Genomic DNA, 16,709 nt, shown 5'->3' with positions numbered 1-16,709 from the left:
GCGAAACCCCTTGGAGCCGGTCTGATTTCGTCCGGCTCGGGGTGGAGGATGTCAGCGCGAGGTCACGCCGCACGACCCACCCGGGGCCGGCTGGCTAAACCAGAAATACTGACGCTGCATGCCTGGGACTGTACCAGAGATCCGATTTCGTGCGTGTGGCGTAGGACACGGTTGCTGGGATGGGCTTCCCACCAGTTGGGAAAGCCCCGGATCACACCGGATGCCGCCCCGGTCAGCGCAGGATGTAATGCAGGATCACGTCGTGCACGTGCCGCGTCTTGTCGTCGCCGCGGAACTCCACCTCGTAGGTGTGGTGCCCGGTGCTGATCGCGATGTGGCCGGAGGAGAAGAACTGGCCCGCGAACGACTTGTTGGTCAGGATGCTGACGCTCGAGATCCGCCCGTAGGGGATGCTCGTGATCGCGATCTTCTTCCCGACGAACGAGTTGTCCTGGATGACGACCCGCCGGTCGGTGAGCCCCAGGAATCCGGTGCCCACCCCGATGGCGTCGTACACGGCCAGGATCTGCTCACCCTGCAGCAGACCCTGCTGGATCTTCTCGAACTGATCCCGTCGATCGATTGGAATGCTCACCAACCCGCGCCTTTCGACTCAGCGATGCTCCCGGACTTCAGTTCAGCGACGCGTGAACGGGTAACTGACCTTGGTCAGCTGCTCGGACAGCTCCCACAGCCGCCGCGCGGTCACCTCGTCCTTGGAGGCGGCGCTGGACGGACTCGGCCCGGGATAGCCGCGCATGCCGCGCAACCCGGTCGGGCCGTAGAAACCGCCCGGCTCGACCTCGGCGGTGGCGGCGAACAACGATGGCAGCGCGCCCATTTCGGCGCTCTGCGCGAACAGCCGGTTGCCGATCGACATCAGGGTGTCGTACAGCGACTCGGTGTGCCCCTGCAGATCGGTGGCGGCATAGCCGGGGTGCGCGGCGACCGAGATCTTGCTCGACCCCGCGGCGGTCAAGCGGCGCTGCAGTTCCCGCGCGAACATCAGGTTGGCCAGCTTGGACTGCCCGTAGGCGGCCCAGCGCTGATAGGAGCGGCGCTCCCAGTCCAGGTCCTCGAGATCGATGCGGCCGATGGCGTGCATGCCGCTCGACAGCGTGACCACCCGGTCCCGAATCTTGTCCAGCAGCAGCCCGGTCAGCGCGAAATGTCCGAGATGGTTTGTGCCGATCTGCATTTCGAAGCCCTCGGCGGTGCGCTTGAGCGGCACCGCCATCACGCCCGCGTTGTTGATCAGCACGTCGGCGCCCTCGATCGAATCCGCGAATTCGTGGACCGAGGCCAGATCGGCCAGATCGAGCCGGCGCACCTGGGCGTTCGGGCCGATCCGATCGGCCACCGCCCGCGCCTTCACCTCATTGCGGCACGCCATGATCACCTTCGCGCCGGCGCCCGCGAGCGCCCGCGCGGTGACCGCGCCCAGCCCGCTGTTGGCGCCGGTCACGATGACGGTCCGGCCCGCTTGATCGGGGATGTCGGAGATGTCCCAGCCGCTCACGGGGTCGAGTCTAGGGGCGCGGAGCCGCGCCCGTCTGATGTCGGCGCGAACCGTTCCGGCGCTTCCTATTTGCCCCCTACCAAGCAAGCAACCGTGCGCGGCTTGTCCAACCCACTTAAAACCCTTTTGACCTGCGCAAACTGTAGCGTCAGCGCCATGGACACGCTGATACTCGCGGGTTTGCTGGGCATTCTGGCCCTGATCTGGAAACAGAGCTCTCACCCTTATTCAGGACAGGGCGAGCACCTCGTCGTCGGACATGGCGGCGACCTCCAGGTACAGGCGGGCCACCTCCTCGAGCCGGCCGGCCGCGCCGGCCCGCTGCTCCCGGTCCAGCAATCGGGCGCTCAGGCCCGCCACGGTCCGGGCCGCGAAGAAGTCGGCGACCACCGTGTCCGGCGAGTCCAGCCAGTCCCGCACACGGGCGATGACCGCGGTGGCCAGCACCGAATCGCCGCCCAGCGCGAAGAAGTCGTCGGTCACGCCGACGCCCTCGCGGCCCAGCACCGTCGCGACGATATCGGCCACGGCGCGCTCGACATCGCCTCGGGGAGCGACGAATTCACCGGACCGCTCCCCCGCCGCGAGCAGCGCACCGATGGCCTTGCGATCGGGTTTGCCGTTCGAGGTGAACGGCAGCTCGGCCAGCGACTCGACCCGATCCGGAATCATGTACGCGGGCAACAGGTTCGCGGCGGCCTCCAACAGCACCGGCACGTCCAGGGCGACGCCGCCCTCGGCCACCAGCACCACCGCGAGTTTCGGCGCGGCCGCGCCGACCACCGCGGCGATCGCGTGCCGCACGCCCGGCAGGCCGCGCAGCACACTCTCGACCTCGCCGAGTTCCACCCGGTAGCCGCGGATCTTGACCTGATGATCGGCGCGGCCCAGGAATTCCAGGCAGCCGTCCGGCAGGTACCGCGCCAGATCGCCGGTGCGATACCACCGCACGCCCTCGTGGGTGACGAACCGGTCGGCGGTGCGCTCCGGATCGCCGCGATACCCGGCGGCCACCCCCTCGCCGCCGATCCACAGCTCGCCGGTGACCCAGTCCGGGCAGTCCTGACCCGACGGGCCCACCACCCGGCAGCGCACATTGCGCAGCGGCGTGCCGTACGGGACCGCCGACCACTCCTGCGGCACTTCGGCATTCACCACCTCGCGGATGGTGGAGTGGATGGCCGTCTCGGTGGCGCCGCCCAGGCCCGCGAACCGGCAGTCCGGGGCGACCGCGGCGAGGCGGCCCGGCAGCGCCACATCCACCCAGTCGCCGCCGAGAATCACCATGCGCAAACTATCCACAGGTTTCCCGGCCGCGGCTTCCAGCAGCATGTCCAGCAGGCTGGGCACGCAATTGACCACCGACACCCGGTGCCGCCGAATCAGTTCCGCCCAGCGTCCCGGCTCCCCGCGCTGTCCCTCATCCAGCGCGATCACCGCACCTCCGGCGCTCAGCAGGCCGAAGATGTCGTAGACGGACAGGTCGAACTCGAGCGCCGACAGGGCCAGGGCCCGGTCATCCACACCGATCCCGAAGCGCTCGTTCAGATCGTCGATGGTGTTCATGGCCGCCCGGTGCGGCACCTCCACACCCTTGGGCCGGCCCGTCGAGCCCGACGTGAACAGCACGTAGGCGATGGCCTCCGGATCCGGGAGCACGGGTTGCGACAGCGGCTCCGGATACAGCCGCGCGGCGCTCAGCGCGAGCGTCGGCAACCCGGGCACATCGCCGCCGGCCGTCACCGCGGCCACCACCTCGCCGGTGCGCAGGATCTCGGCCCGCCGCCCCTCGGGCTGATCGAAACCGATCGGCACGTACACCGCTCCCGCGGCCAGCACGCCCACGGTAGCCAGGATCTGATCCGGCCCCTTCGGCAACTGCACAGCGACCGCATCGCCCGGCCGGACGCCCGCCGCCCGCAACGCGCCCGCCACCGCCAGCGCCTGCGCGGCCAGCTCGCCGTAGGTGAGAACACTTGCCGCCGAACCGAATTCCGGCTCCCAGAGCACCGCGGGCGCGTCCGGAGTAGTGACGGCGAACTCGAACAGGCCGGTGTGCAGCGCACGACCGGTCACCGGACCATCCGTTGCGTTCACGCGAGTGCGAACCACCGCCTGCTCCACGGGAATCCGCACCGCCGCCTCGGCCTCCCAGCCCGCACCACCGGGAGCCCCGGCCGCAGCGGGCGCTTCGCCGGTGCGGTCCTCCGCCGCAACAGCACCCGCCGAATCCGCCGTGGCGTGGCCGGGTTCCGCTGAGCCGTCCACGGACTCATCGCCGCCCGCGAGCCGCAGGACGGCGTCGATGTAGCGGGTGAACATGGTCTCGACCATGGCCGGAGGGAAGGCGTCGGCGCGGACGTCCCAGTTCAGCAGCAGGCCGCCGCGAACCTCGGTGACCTGCGCGTCGAGCAGCACCTGCGGGCCCTGGGAGATGATCCACACCGGGTCGCCGAAGGTCTCGGTGACCCGGTCGGCGAACAGTTCGCCCAGGTTGATGGCGCTGGTGTAGACGATCGGGGCCAGCACCGGTTCGGCGCGCAGGCGACCCAGGTCGCGCAGCACCTCCAGGCCGGTGTAGCTGGAATGGGCTCCGGCGGCATGCAATTCACGCTGCAGCGCGCGGGCGCGGTCGGTGACCGTGGCGGGCTCGGTGACATCGACCTCGAGCAGCACCGAGGAGGTGAAGTCGCCGACCACCCCGTCGACCTGCGGATGCACCGGCTCCCGGTGGAACAGCGGCAGATTCAGCAGGAACCGGCGCTGCGCCGACCAGCCGCCGATGGTCTCGGCGAACACCGACGCCAACGCCATCGCCGGGGTGATCCCGCGGGCGTGCGCCGCGGCGAACATGCGCCCCTTGGCCTCCGGCGACAACCACCGATGCAACCGCACGGTTCGCGCCGCCCGCTCCCCCGCGACGCTCCGGTCCGGGTTCTCCATGCCGCCGAGCGCACCATCGCGTTCCGTGGGATTCGGGCGCGCGGCGTGGCCCGGCTCGCCGGTCGTTCCACGACCCGACGCGGTACCCGCGGCCACGACAGCACTCGGGCGGGTGACGACGTCGGTGGCGCGCGGCAGCTCCGGTGCACCGGGCAGTTCCGGAAGCCGCTGCTGCCACCAGTCACGGTCGGCGGCGTGTTCCGGTGCGGGAGCAGCGTGTTCGGCCAGGTACCGCCGGAACGTGTAGTCCTGCGGCGGTAGTTGCTCACCGTGGTAGAGCCGGGCCAGGTCCGCGACCAGGATGCGGTAGCTCATGGCGTCGGCCGCGAGCATGTCCACGTCCAGGTGCAGGCGCGTGCGGCCCGCCGGCAGCAGGGTCAGTGCGATGTCGACGACCTGGCCGTCCTGCACCGCCATCAGCTGGTGAGTCCGCTTGTCTCGCAGTTCTTCCAGCGCCCCCTCCGCCGCCTCGGCATCGGCGTCCCGTAGATCGGTGACACTCCACACCTCCCGGCCCGGTCGCTCCAGCGTCTGCTGCGTGCCGTCCGGCAGGAACCGGGTCCGCAGCATGGGATGCCGCCGCACCAGCGCCGCGACCGCCGTCCCCAACCGTTCCGGATCGACTCCGGCCCCGTCGAATTCGACGTAGAGGTGCGCCGCGACGGCCCCGAGCTCCTGCCCGTCCGACCGCCCCACCCAGTACGCGTGCTGCATCGGAGCGAGCGCGAAGGGGGTCCCGTCGTCCGCCAGGGGCGCCACGGCGTCCGCGGAAGTCGCCGCGCCGCGGACATCGACCCACTCGGCGGTCGGGCTCGACGCGCCCGAATCACCCTGTTCGGCAACCGCGTTCACGGCGGCCGACGCTTCGTCGTGCGCCAGGGGCACGTCCGCCCCGCCCTCCGCCGGGCTTCCGTTCTCCGCGCCGTCGTGTTCCGTGCCGCCGAGCAGCAGGTGCCAGGCCGCGACCGTGGGTTCGGCGGCGAGTTGGGCGAAGTTGACGGCCAGGCCGCGTTTGCGCCAGGAGCCCGCGAGTTTCATGGTGCGGATGGAGTCCAGGCCGAGCTGGATGAGGTCGTCGTGGTCGGCGATGGCGGCGGGGTCGAGGTCGAGGTGACCGGCGATGGCGGTGCGGATCTCGTCCCGGGCGATGCTCGCCGACGGCCCCTGAGGTGACTCCATTTCCGCTGGTACTCCTTGTTCGAGGGGTTGGGTGGGCACGGCCGATCCGGGGATTCGGATGTCGTTCGGCAGAAGCGTAACCCATTGAGATAGGGTTGCCTAACCTATGCAAGGACACCCTTACCAGCAAGAGGTCAGAGCAGTGACAAGCACCGCACCCGCGGACCATCGCGACGGATTCGTCCCCTTCCCCGCCGACCTCGCCGAGCGGTACCGGCGAGACGGCTACTGGGCGGGCAGGCCGCTGGGAGAACTCCTGCGCGACACCGCCCGGCAGTGGCCCGCCCGGCCCGCCCTGCTGAGCGACCAGCCCGGCCGCGCCGCGACCAGCTACGCCGAACTCGATGACGCCGCCGACCAGATGGCACACGGATTCCTGCGCCTCGGCCTGCGTCCGGGTGACCGCGTCGTACTCCAGCTGCCCAACACCCCCGAATTCCTGCCGCTGCTGTTCGGACTGCTGCGCGCCGGGATCATCCCGGTGCTCACCCTGCCCGCGCACCGCCGCGCCGAGATCGAACACCTGACCCGGCTGTCCGGCGCGGTCGCGTACGTCATCGCCGACCGGCTCGGCGACTTCGACTACCGCACCCTGGCCGCCGAGGTCCGCGCGCACGTCCCGGACCTGCGCCACGTCCTGGTGCTCGGCGACCCCGGCCCCTTCACCGACCTGAATTCGATTCCCGCCGACGGTGATTCACTCCCCGAGGTCGACGCCTCCGACATCGCGCTCATGCTGGTGTCCGGCGGCACCACGGGCCTGCCCAAGCTGATCGCCCGCACCCACGACGACTACGTCTACAACGCCACCGCCAGCGCCGAGGTCTGCGAGCTCGGTCCCGAGGACGTGTATCTCGCGACCCTGCCTGTCGCCCACAACTTCCCGCTGGCCTGCCCCGGCGTGCTGGGCACCGTGGCCACCGGCGGGTCCATGGCCTTCGTCACCGACCCCAGCCCGGAGAGCGCCTTCGCCGCCATCGAACGCCACCGGGTGACGGTCACCGCCGTGGTGCCGCCGCTGGCCCAATTGTGGTGCGCGGCAGTGGAATGGGAGGACGCCGACCTGTCGTCGCTGCGCCTGCTCCAGGTCGGCGGCGCGAAACTGGCCGAGGTCAATGCCCGCGAGGTGGCGCCCGCGCTGGGCGTCCGGCTGCAGCAGGTGTTCGGCATGGCGGAGGGCCTGCTCAACTACACCCGCGCCGCGGACTCCGACGATCTGGTGTGCACCACCCAGGGCCGCCCCCTCGCCCCCGCCGACGAGGTGCGGGTGGTGGACGAGCAGGGCCGCGACGTCGCCGACGGCGAGGAGGGCGAACTGCTGACCCGCGGCCCCTACACGCTGCGCGGCTACTACCGTGCCCCCGAACACAACGCGCGCGCCTTCACCCCCGACGGCTTCTACCGCAGCGGCGACCTGGTGCGCCGGCTGCCCAGCGGCCACCTGATCGTGTCGGGCCGCATCAAGGACGTGATCAACCGGGGCGGCGAGAACATCTCCTGCGACGAGCTCGAGGAGCACCTGCTCGCCTATCCGGGCGTCCGGCACGCGGCCGCCGTCGGCCTGCCCGACCCGGGCCTGGGCGAAAAGGTGGGCGTGGTCCTGGTGACCGAGGGCGAACTGCCGTCGCTGCCCGACATCAAGGCCTTCCTGACCGACCGCGGCCTGGCCACCTACAAACTCCCGGATGTGTTGCGGCAGGCCGCTTCCCTGCCCGTCACCGCCGTCGGCAAAATCGACAAGAAGGCCCTTGCCGCGCGCCACTGACCGTTCCGTCATAGAGTTCATCTATGGGCGGGTGGAGCGCATCGGATATTCCTGACCAGAGCGGCCGGATCGTCATCGTGACCGGCGCGACCAGCGGACTGGGCGAGGCCACCGCCCGGGCCCTGGCCGCCGCCGGGGCACAGGTGATCATGGCCTGCCGCAATGAGATCAAGGCGCGGGCGGTGGCCGCGACCATGCCCGGGAACGTCCAGATCCGCGCCCTGGATCTGGCCGACCTGGCCTCGGTGCGCGCCTTCGCCGGCACCGTCGAGCGCGCCGATGTGCTGGTGAACAACGCGGGCGTGATGGCGGTGCCGAAACGCGCCACCGCCGACGGCTTCGAATTGCAGATCGGCACCAACTATCTCGGCCACTTCGCGCTGACCGGCCTACTGCTGGACCGGATTTCGGAGCGGGTGGTCAACACCTCCAGCCTCACCCACCTGATCGGCCGCATCGATCTGGAGGACCTGAACTGGGAGCGGCGCGCCTACTCCCGCTTCGGCGCGTACGCGCAATCCAAACTGGCGATGCTGCTGTTCACCTACGAACTGCAGCGGCGGCTGGCGGTCACCGGCGCACCGAAACTGTCGGTGGCCGCGCACCCCGGCTACGCCGCCACCGAGATCAGCGGCGAGACCCAGAACGTGCTCGAGCAGCTGGTCGGGCTCGGCAACCGGCTGGTAGCGCAGAGCGCCGAGATGGGCGCGCTGCCAACGCTGTACGCGGCGACCGCCGACATCGAGCCGGGCGCCTACTATGGGCCGAACCGGTTCAACTGGCGCGGCCACCCCACCCGGGTCGGTTCCAACGCCGCCTCCCACGACGAGAAGACCGCCCGGCAGCTCTGGGAGCTGTCCGAGCGGCTGACGGGCGTCGACTTCCCGATCTGAGGGTCAGGCGCGCACCACGTACGGTGCGACGCTGCCGAGCTTCTCGCAGGTCTCCTCGAATTCCCGTTCCGGCCGCGACTGCCCGACCACACCCGCGCCCGCGCGCAGCCACGCGCCCGCACCGGTCTGGTAGACCGCGCGCAGCACCAGCGTCGCCTCCAGCGCGCCGTCCGGCGAGACCGTCACCACCGCACCGGAATACAGTCCGCGCGGGTCGTGGTCCAGGCGGAACACCGCGTCCACGCCCTCGGCCTTGGGGATGCCGGAGGCGGTGACGGACGGGAACAGCATCTCCAGCGCGTCCCACGGGCTGCGGTCGGCGGCCAGCCGGCCGCGCACCGTGGAGGCCAGGTGCTGCACGCTGCCGCGCTCACGGACCGCCATGAAGTCGGAGACCGCGGTGGTGTCCGGCTCGGCCACGGCCGCGATCTCGGCGAAGGAGGTCTGCACCGAAATGGCGTGCTCGACAATCTCCTTCGGGTCGCGCACCAGGTCGGCGCGGGCGGCCAGGTCGATGTCGTCGCCGCGGCCGAAGGCCCGGGTGCCGGCCAGCGGCTCGGTGGTGACCACCCGGTCGTGGTCCACGGCCGCCACCAGTTCCGGGCTGAAGCCCGCGGCTTCGAGGCCGCCCAGGCGCAGCAGAAACGAGCGGGCCGGGGTGTTGTGCGCGCGGCCGAGGCGGTAGGTGGCGGGCACGTTGACCGCGAAGGGCAGGTCGACCTTCCGCGACAGGATCACCTTCTGGTACTTGCCGTCCCGGATCTCGGCGACGCCGGCGGCGACGCGGTCCTCATAGCCGGTGGGGTCCGGGGTGACGTCGACGGGGTGCGAGACGGGCAGCGCGGCGCCCTGGGCGGCGGCGATCAGCTCGTGGATGTCGCCGGTCTCACCGGGGGTCGCGCCCGACACCCGCACGCCGGTGGCGTCGATGCGCACCTCGATGCGCGGAATCATCAAGTGCGCCAGCGTCGCCCGCGGGTGCACGTGCTCGGTCGCGCCCAGCGACCAGGCGCAGAACTCGAATCCGATCCAGCCGAACGCGTTCCGGCCGTCGAGGGGCAGTCCGGCCAGCGCGCGATCGATCGCCTGCGCGGGGTTGCCGGTCCACGGTCCGGCCGTGGTGCGGCCGTCCCAGCTGACCCGCAGTTCGCCCGCGTCCAGTTCGACGCCGCCCAGCGGGTCGGCCGCGAAGACCCATTCGCCGGGTCGTTCGTACACCACGTACTCACCGAAACGATCCGCCGCCGCCAGGGCGGAGACCGCCGCGACCGGATCGGTGACGTGCTCTCCCCACCGCTGCTCCCCCTCGAGCCGTACCCGTTCGTCAGCGACCGACACCAGACCTCCAAGGTTATGCTTACCTAACTCGAAGGTGAGGTTAGCATTACCTTCCCGTGGATGGGGAGGGCTGCCGAGCGAGAACGATCACGACGCCCCCGAAACCCCGGGTCCGACCGGCTAATTGCCCGACCTCCCGACCCTGCGCCCCGGATTGGGCTTCAATGGATCGCAGCGGCCCATGCGGAGGGAACGAAGATGCTCGATCACGACAGCCGGCTCCCCGAAGCCGCGCTCAGCTCCCCGCAATCCGTGGTCGCCCTGGTCGACGCCACCTCCCGGGTGGAGCGCGAACTCATCGGGCACTGGCTCGCCGAAGGCGGCATCACCCAGGAGTTCGGCACCTCCGCCCCCGTCACCCAGATCGACCTCGACCCGGCCGCCGTCACCGACCGGCTGGTCCGGCGCGGCGACGACCCGCTGGTGGTCCCGGTCCGCGTGCTGTGGCTGCCGCCCGAACGAGACGGCGTGCGCCGCACCACCTTCAGCGATCTGCTCACCATGTCCAACCCGCGCAAACCGCACCGGTTCATGCAGCGGCGACTCCTCGGCAAGGCCCCCGACCGGCACCTGGTCCTCACCGGGCAACCCGCCCGGCTCAGTGAACTGCGCGCCAACAACCCCGCATCCGCCATCGTGCCCGACGCCTTCGGGCGGGCCATCGTGCGCGCCGGCATCGTCGCCCTCGAACGCGCCGAACGCGCCGTCATCGGCGACCGGTACAAGGTGCCGCGCCTGGTGGTCGAGGAGATCCTCGACTCCCCCGAATTCCTGCGGCGGCTCGATACCATCGCCGTGGAGGCCGGGCTCCCGCCGCGCGAGGTGTACCGGCGCGCCGAGAAGGGCCTGCGCGAACTCGTCGCCGCGCAGAGCCGCCTGGTCTCGGACCTTTTCACCCAGGCCATGCGACCCGTGCACGCCTCCACCTGGAACGTCGACGCCGACGAAACCGGGCTGGACCGGCTGCGCTCGCTCAACCGGCGCTACCCGCTGGTCTTCCTGCCCTCACACCGCTCCTACGTGGACGCCTTCGTACTCGGGGACATCCTGGCGCGCAACGACTTCCCGCCCAACCACGTGGTCGGCGGCGCCAACCTCAAGTTCTGGCCGATCGGGCCCATCGCCCGGCGCACCGGAACCGTGTTCATCCGCCGCAGTTTCGGCGACGACGAGGTCTACAAGGCCGTCGTCGAGGAATACTTCGCCTACCTGCTCTCCAAGCGCTTCAACCTGGAGTGGTACTTCGAAGGCGGCCGCACCCGCACCGGCAAACTCCGCCCGCCCCGCTACGGACTGCTGAACTACCTTGCGGCGGCGCTGCGTTCGAAACGCATCGACGACGTCATGCTGGTGCCGGTCTCCATCACCTACGAACGGCTCAACGAGATCGGGGCCATCGCCGTCGAACAGACCGGCGGCGGGAAACAGGCCGAAGGCCTCACCTGGCTGGCCCGCTACGTCCGCAACCAGCAGCACTCCGCCGGGCACGTGTACGTGCGCTTCGGTACCCCGCTCTCGGCCCGCGAACGGCTCGCCGTCCACGGGGATCCGCTGACGGCACACCCGAATTCGACCGACGAACTGACCGTCGAAGCCGAACACCTGGCGGTGCAACGGCTCGCCTTCGAAGTGGCCGTCGGCATCAACGAGGTCACCCCCATCACCGTCAACGCCCTCACCACCCTGGTACTGCTCGGCGTCCACGAACGCGCCCTCACCCGCGCCGAACTGCGCACCGCCATCGCCCCCGTACTCGGCTACATCGAGAGCCGCGGCCTGCCCGGCGGCGAACTCGGCACCCTGCGCGACGACCACGGACTCGCCGTGGTGCTCGAACAACTTGCCGTCGCCACCGTCGTCACCGTGTACCGCGCCGGACTGGAACCGGTGTACGCCATCAACGCCGGCGCCCACCTCGAGGCCGCCTTCTACCGCAACAGCGCCGTGCACTGGTTCGTCAACCGGGCCATCCTCGAACTGGCCGTGCTCACCGGTGTCGAAGCCCCCGAAGGCGATCAACTGCGGGCCGGCTGGGACGCCGCCTACCGGCTGCGCGACCTGCTCAAATTCGAATTCTTCTTCCCCGAACGAGCCGAATTCACCAGCCAGCTCGACGCCGAGATGCTGCGCGTCGACCCCGAATGGCACAGCCGCACCGCCGCCGGCACCCTCGGCTCCGAAATCCTGGCCCGGCTCGCCGACTCCGGCTTCATGATGGCGCACCGCGTGCTGCGCTCCTTCTTCGACGCGCAACTGGTGGTCGCCGAACGACTCGCCGCCCGCGACCCCGTCATCGACGTCGACCGCAAAGCCCTCATCGACGAATGCCTGCAGGTGGGCAAACAGATGCTGCTGCAACAACGCCTGCACAGCCCCGAATCGGTGTCCTCCGAATTGTTCGGCAGCGCCGTCAAACTCGCCGACAACCACGGCCTGCTCACCCCCGCCGGCGATCCCGCCGACCTGGCCGCCCGCCGCAGCGCCTTCGCCGCCGAACTGCGCGCCATCGGACAACGCATCTCCCGCGCCGCCACCCTCGACCCCTCCAACCGCCGGGAAGCACTATGACGCACCGGGTCCGGGGCCGCGCGGCGGGCCGCCCCACCCTGCCGCTGCGCCCCGGCGTCGGCGTCACCCAGCGACCCGTCGGCGCACAAGATCTCGGCGCCGCCCTCGCCGCCGTCCGCACCGGCCCGCAGGGACCCCGCGTCGCCGCCATCTTCGACTTCGGCGGCACCGTCGTGCACGGCTTCAACCCGCCCCCGCTCGCCCGCCGGATGCTGCGGCGCGGCAGCGCTCGCGGCGCGCTCACCGCCAGCCTGCTCGGCAGCATCCGCGGCGCCCGCAGCGAAGGCGAATACGAACGCTTCCTGCAAGCCGCCATGTACGACTGGGCCGGAGTCCCCGAAGCCGAACTCGCCGAACTCGGGCGGCAGACCTTCGCGCGCAACGTGTACGGGCACATCTACCCCGAATCGTGGCGGCTGGTCCGCGAACACGAAGCCGCCGGGCACACCCTGGTCCTGATCAGCTCGATCAGCCGCTACCAGGTGGAACCGGTCGCCGAGGAACTCGGCATCCCGCACGTGCTGTGCACCGGCATGGCCGTCCAGGACGGCGTGCTCACCGGGCACGTCGAGGGAAAACCGCTGTGGCGCAACGGCAAGGCCGACGCCGTCCGCCGCTTCGCCATCGCCCACGATATCGACCTCACGCAGAGCTGGGCCTACGCCGACAGCGCCGCCGACCTGCCACTACTGCAGACCGCGGGACACCCGGTGGCGGTCAACCCGGACCCGCGCGTGGTGCTGGAGGCGGCCGAAAAGGATTGGCCGGTCCTGCATTTCCGGCCCCGGCAAGCACCCAAGGCCACCGACTACGCCCGCACCCTGGCCGGCTTCACCGGTTTGCTGGGCGGGGCGCTGTTCGGCGTGGCAGCCAAGGCACACACCAAACAGCGCCGCCAGATGGCGGATTCGATGATGACCTACGCCGCGGACTCGACCCTGCGCGGCACCGGCGTGAAGGTCCGGGTCACCGGCGCCGAATACGCGCATTCCCCGCGCCCGGCCGTGTTCATCTTCAACCACCAGAGCCAGTTCGACATCGTGGTGCTCGCGGAGGTCCTGGGCACCGGATTCACCGGCGTCGCCAAACGGGAGATCACCAAGAACCCGGTCTTCGGCCCCCTCATGCGCTTCGTGGAAGTGACCTTCATCGACCGCGGGGACACCGTCGCCGCCAAGGCCGCGCTGGAACCGGTCGTCGAAACCTTGCGCGGCGGACTGTCGGTGGTGATCGCCCCGGAAGGCACCCGCTCGCTGACACCGCGCGTCGGCGCGTTCAAGAAGGGCGCGTTCCACATCGCCCGGCAGGCGGGCGTCCCGATCATCCCGGTGGTGATCCGCAATGCCGGCGAGATCGCCTGGCGAAACTCCGCCGTCGTGCGCAAGGGCGTGGTCGACGTGGCCGTGCTACCGCCGATCGACGTCGGCGGCTGGGACCCGGCCCGGATGGACAGCGAAGTGGAGCAGGTCCGACAACTGTTCGTCGAAACCCTGCTCCACTGGCCTGGCAATACTGACAACCCCTAGCGCCGGGTTCGCGACCCGAAGGGTCGCGAACCCGGGATCACAGAGTTCTAGACGGAGCGCCCGAAGAGCAGCTTCCACGGCATCGCCGCGGACTCCAGCTGCACCTTGAGGCTCATCTTCGACGCGCCGAGGGTGCGCTCCTCGAACCGGATCGGGACCTCGGCGATCGAGATGCCCTTCTTCACGGTCCGGTAGTTCATCTCGACCTGGAACGAGTAACCGTTCGACTTGATCGAGGCCACGTCGATGGCGCGCAGCGTGTCCGCCTTCCACGCCTTGAAACCGGCCGTGGCGTCCTTGACGCCCAGGCGCAGGATCATGTTCACGTAGAAGTTGGCCCAGGCCGAGAGCGCCTTGCGGTACCACTTCCACTCCGCGGCGGTGGAACCACCGGGGACGTAACGAGATCCGAGCACCACGCCGGCGTCGGTGGTCTGCAGCTTGTCGAGCATGGCCGGAATGACCTCGGCCGGGTGCGACAGGTCGGCGTCCATCTGGATCACCACGTCCGCGCCGTCGGCGAGCGCCTGGGTGATGCCGGCGATGTAGGCGCGGCCCAGGCCGTCCTTCTCCGTCCGGTGCAGCACGCTCACCACGTTCGGCAGATCGGCGGCCAGCTTGTCCGCGACCTCGCCGGTGCCGTCGGGCGAATTGTCGTCGACCACCAGCACATGCAGGTCGTCCACCGGCAGTGCGGTCAGCCGCTCCACCGCAACGGGCAGGTTCTCCCGCTCGTTGTAGGTCGGCACCACCACGGTGACCTTCAAGGTACGCCCTCCCGATCGGTCGTCTTCTGGCTCAGAAACCGTACCTGGTCCGCCTGAGTGCCTCGTGAGCGCACCGTGTAGGCGCGCTCACCCCCGTCACTCGAGCGTCAGTCGTCCTCTTGGTCGGCACGCCGGTTTCGTTCTCGCACAATATCCAACGCCCGCTCGGCTGTCGCCTGATCCGGGTACGGTCCCATCCGATCCCCGACCCAGCAGGACTTCCCCTGCTCCGCCTTGTGGTGGGAGATGCAGTAATACCACTGGTTGTCCTCGGCCATACATCCCAGCATTCCACCAAGATCGGACCCGGGGACGAAAAAACACGCAGAAACGAAGAGAGCCCCTGCTCGCGTTCTCCGCGAGCAGGGGCTCCCTGCGATGAAGTGGCCAGAGCCGGGATTGAACCGGCGACCTTCCGCTTTTCAGGCGGACGCTCGTACCAACTGAGCTACCTGGCCGAAAGGCACCCGATTCGAATGCCAAGCTTCGTGCGTTTCTTGCTGGTCGCAAAAACTTCTTGCGACCCTGACGGGACTCGAACCCGCGACCTCCGCCGTGACAGGGCGGCGCGCTAACCAACTGCGCCACAGGGCCTTGCTTGTGCTCCGACAACGATGTTGCCATCGTTGTACCCCCTACGGGATTCGAACCCGCGCTACCGCCTTGAAAGGGCGGCGTCCTAGGCCGCTAGACGAAGGGGGCCCGCCGGATTTCTCCGGACCGTTTGCTCAACGGCTTCCGTTGGGAGCGGAGATAGCTTATGACAGGCTCCGCGTGATTCCCAAATCAGCTGGTCAGAGTCCCAAGTTGAGATCTTCGAGCCGGGCGGACACCCGCCAGCCGATGCGGCGGAACTCCTCGGTCCACTCCGGTGTCGCGGTGGCGTCCACGATCACCTCGAGCGCCTCGGCGAACCGGGCCCGCAGATCCGCCGGACCGGTGAGCACATCGGCGATGTAGCGCTGGCCCGCGAGGGCCGCCGCCAGCGTGCGGGTGAACCGGTCCGGATCCGCGTCCGGGCGCAGCTGTTTGTGCTCGGCCGCCTTCACCGCGAGCTGCCGGATGGCGCGCCCGAGGATGCGGCCGCCGCCGGCCTGGATGTCGCGGTAGAACTCCGGCTCGATGATGAGCCGGAACTCGGCCTGGATGATGATGTCGTTCTCCAGCCGCAGCGCGATCTCGTCGATCATGCCGTGCAGCACGTCGAGGGGACCGAGATCGGTTCTGGTGAGCCACCTTTCGGTCGATGTCCGGTAGCGGTCGACCGCCGCTTCCAGCACCGCGCGGGCCAGATCCTCCTTGGAGTCGAAGTGAAAGTACATGGCCCCCTTGGTCGCCCGGGAGCCTTCCAATATGCGGTTGAGCGATGCAGCGGCATAGCCGCTCTTCCCGAACTCAACGGCGGCGGACCTGATGATCGCCGCGCGTGTCCGGCGGGCCCGCTCTTGTTGCCGTGCCATGCTCGAAACGCCTCCGAAGCTAGCTAACCGTCGCAGACCGCGGTACGGCCTCGACGCGAAGTTACGTGTCTTTCAAATACTTCAAATCGGGCTACGCCCGGAATTACCAAACTTTTGGTACGAAAAAGCGCGAGAAACTTGAAACACACCAACTGGTATAGTTTTTCCCGCCCGGGTGCACCGCAGGGGGTGCGCACCCGGGTGTTTCACGTCGTCCTGGTCCGCCTCCCCGCAGCTTCATCTGTTGGAGCCGCGATCGGATGAGCCGGTCGCGACACGTTCGGGCACATCAACGATAAGCCGAATCCCGTGCCGCCGGGGCAATCCCAGCCCCTCCGGAATTCACCAGTCGGTCACCGTACCCGGAAAGTTCACCCAGCGTGACGTGTACCGGAAAGTCAGTTAGCCAGCACATCTCCTTTCCGAAACCGCAATTCCGCAGCAATCGTATGGACGATTGGTCCGAAACGACGAATTCGCCCATATCTCACCGAAGTTCGACCGCCGATCACCGCCGCACGCACCGGCTCCCGACGGCGCGCACCGTCGCGCGGCCACCACCCCCGCGCTCGCACCGGCCCCGGCCGGAAGCGAGCCTCCTCCCCAAAAAGCTTGCCACGCATCACCATTGGATGATATTCACATCCCGGGGGAACCAAACAAACTGAGTGGCAAGGTGATTACCGGACCCGTGGTCAACCGTGATCAGCGCCCGCTCACCGGACCGGACGCGGGCGCGACAAGACCGCGC

General features: G+C 69.4%; 10 protein-coding genes and 3 tRNA genes. 4 read left to right on the top strand and 9 right to left on the bottom strand.

Annotated elements, in window-relative coordinates; translation table 11 throughout:
• Positions 1-232 precede the first annotated feature (232 nt).
• From ACYVKL_RS23915 to ACYVKL_RS23905, 3 genes are all read right to left on the bottom strand, one after another.
• Positions 233-595 carry a PH domain-containing protein gene (locus ACYVKL_RS23915; protein WP_213558195.1) on the bottom strand — a complete coding sequence of 121 codons (363 nt, stop codon included), beginning with the start codon at positions 593-595 and terminating at the stop codon, positions 233-235.
• 42 nt (positions 596-637) lie between these two features.
• Positions 638-1,519: an oxidoreductase gene (locus tag ACYVKL_RS23910; protein WP_379168175.1), complete on the bottom strand. Its 882-nt coding sequence runs from the start codon at positions 1,517-1,519 to the stop codon at positions 638-640.
• 228 nt (positions 1,520-1,747) lie between these two features.
• Complete coding sequence (locus tag ACYVKL_RS23905) at positions 1,748-5,641, bottom strand: non-ribosomal peptide synthetase (protein WP_379168173.1); 3,894 nt, start codon at positions 5,639-5,641, stop codon at positions 1,748-1,750.
• Between the two features lie 106 nt (positions 5,642-5,747).
• Here ACYVKL_RS23905 and ACYVKL_RS23900 point away from each other — a divergent pair, with 106 nt between their 5' ends.
• Together ACYVKL_RS23900 and ACYVKL_RS23895 are read left to right on the top strand one after the other, a co-directional pair.
• Positions 5,748-7,406, top strand: a complete 1,659-nt coding sequence (locus tag ACYVKL_RS23900; protein WP_379168171.1) for a (2,3-dihydroxybenzoyl)adenylate synthase — start codon at positions 5,748-5,750, stop codon at positions 7,404-7,406.
• Positions 7,407-7,429: 23 nt separating this feature from the next.
• Positions 7,430-8,299: an oxidoreductase gene (locus tag ACYVKL_RS23895; protein WP_379168170.1), complete on the top strand. Its 870-nt coding sequence runs from the start codon at positions 7,430-7,432 to the stop codon at positions 8,297-8,299.
• 3 nt (positions 8,300-8,302) lie between these two features.
• Here ACYVKL_RS23895 and ACYVKL_RS23890 read toward each other — a convergent pair whose 3' ends face one another.
• Positions 8,303-9,637, bottom strand: a complete 1,335-nt coding sequence (locus ACYVKL_RS23890) for a salicylate synthase (protein ID WP_379168168.1) — start codon at positions 9,635-9,637, stop codon at positions 8,303-8,305.
• Between the two features lie 198 nt (positions 9,638-9,835).
• Between ACYVKL_RS23890 and ACYVKL_RS23885 the strand changes: the two genes are divergently transcribed.
• Complete coding sequence (locus ACYVKL_RS23885; protein WP_379168166.1) at positions 9,836-12,205, top strand: glycerol-3-phosphate 1-O-acyltransferase; 2,370 nt, start codon at positions 9,836-9,838, stop codon at positions 12,203-12,205.
• Entirely contained in the window at positions 12,202-13,731 is a 1,530-nt protein-coding gene (locus tag ACYVKL_RS23880; RefSeq protein ID WP_379168164.1) for an HAD-IB family hydrolase, read from the top strand. Before ACYVKL_RS23885 ends, ACYVKL_RS23880 begins: the two co-directional genes overlap by 4 nt.
• Before the next feature lie 47 nt (positions 13,732-13,778).
• On the opposite strand, the gene ACYVKL_RS23875 is transcribed toward ACYVKL_RS23880, so the two are convergent.
• The 5 genes from ACYVKL_RS23875 to ACYVKL_RS23855 form a co-directional block, all read right to left on the bottom strand.
• Positions 13,779-14,480 carry a polyprenol monophosphomannose synthase gene (locus ACYVKL_RS23875; RefSeq protein WP_213560669.1) on the bottom strand — a complete coding sequence of 234 codons (702 nt, stop codon included), beginning with the start codon at positions 14,478-14,480 and terminating at the stop codon, positions 13,779-13,781.
• Positions 14,481-14,882: 402 nt separating this feature from the next.
• A tRNA-Phe gene (locus ACYVKL_RS23870) sits at positions 14,883-14,956 on the bottom strand.
• A 62-nt stretch (positions 14,957-15,018) separates the two neighbouring features.
• A tRNA-Asp gene (locus tag ACYVKL_RS23865) sits at positions 15,019-15,092 on the bottom strand.
• 35 nt (positions 15,093-15,127) lie between these two features.
• Positions 15,128-15,200 (bottom strand) — tRNA-Glu (locus tag ACYVKL_RS23860).
• Between the two features lie 92 nt (positions 15,201-15,292).
• Entirely contained in the window at positions 15,293-15,958 is a 666-nt protein-coding gene (locus tag ACYVKL_RS23855; RefSeq protein ID WP_379168162.1) for a TetR family transcriptional regulator, read from the bottom strand.
• Positions 15,959-16,709 lie beyond the last annotated feature (751 nt).

The sequence above is a fragment of the Nocardia tengchongensis genome, assembly GCF_054781395.1.
Note: the sequence above shows the minus strand (reverse complement) of the source record. Positions and strands in the feature narration are given on the sequence as shown.

Excerpts from the sequence above, each read along its gene's own strand:
- ACYVKL_RS23905 (WP_379168173.1), bottom strand. The coding sequence starts at position 5,641 with ATGGAGTCACCTCAGGGGCCGTCGGCGAGCATCGCCCGGGACGAGATC.
- ACYVKL_RS23900 (WP_379168171.1), top strand. The coding sequence starts at position 5,748 with ATGCAAGGACACCCTTACCAGCAAGAGGTCAGAGCAGTGACAAGCACC.
- ACYVKL_RS23895 (WP_379168170.1), top strand. The coding sequence starts at position 7,430 with ATGGGCGGGTGGAGCGCATCGGATATTCCTGACCAGAGCGGCCGGATC.
- ACYVKL_RS23885 (WP_379168166.1), top strand. The coding sequence starts at position 9,836 with ATGCTCGATCACGACAGCCGGCTCCCCGAAGCCGCGCTCAGCTCCCCG.
- ACYVKL_RS23880 (WP_379168164.1), top strand. The coding sequence starts at position 12,202 with ATGACGCACCGGGTCCGGGGCCGCGCGGCGGGCCGCCCCACCCTGCCG.
- ACYVKL_RS23855 (WP_379168162.1), bottom strand. The coding sequence starts at position 15,958 with ATGGCACGGCAACAAGAGCGGGCCCGCCGGACACGCGCGGCGATCATC.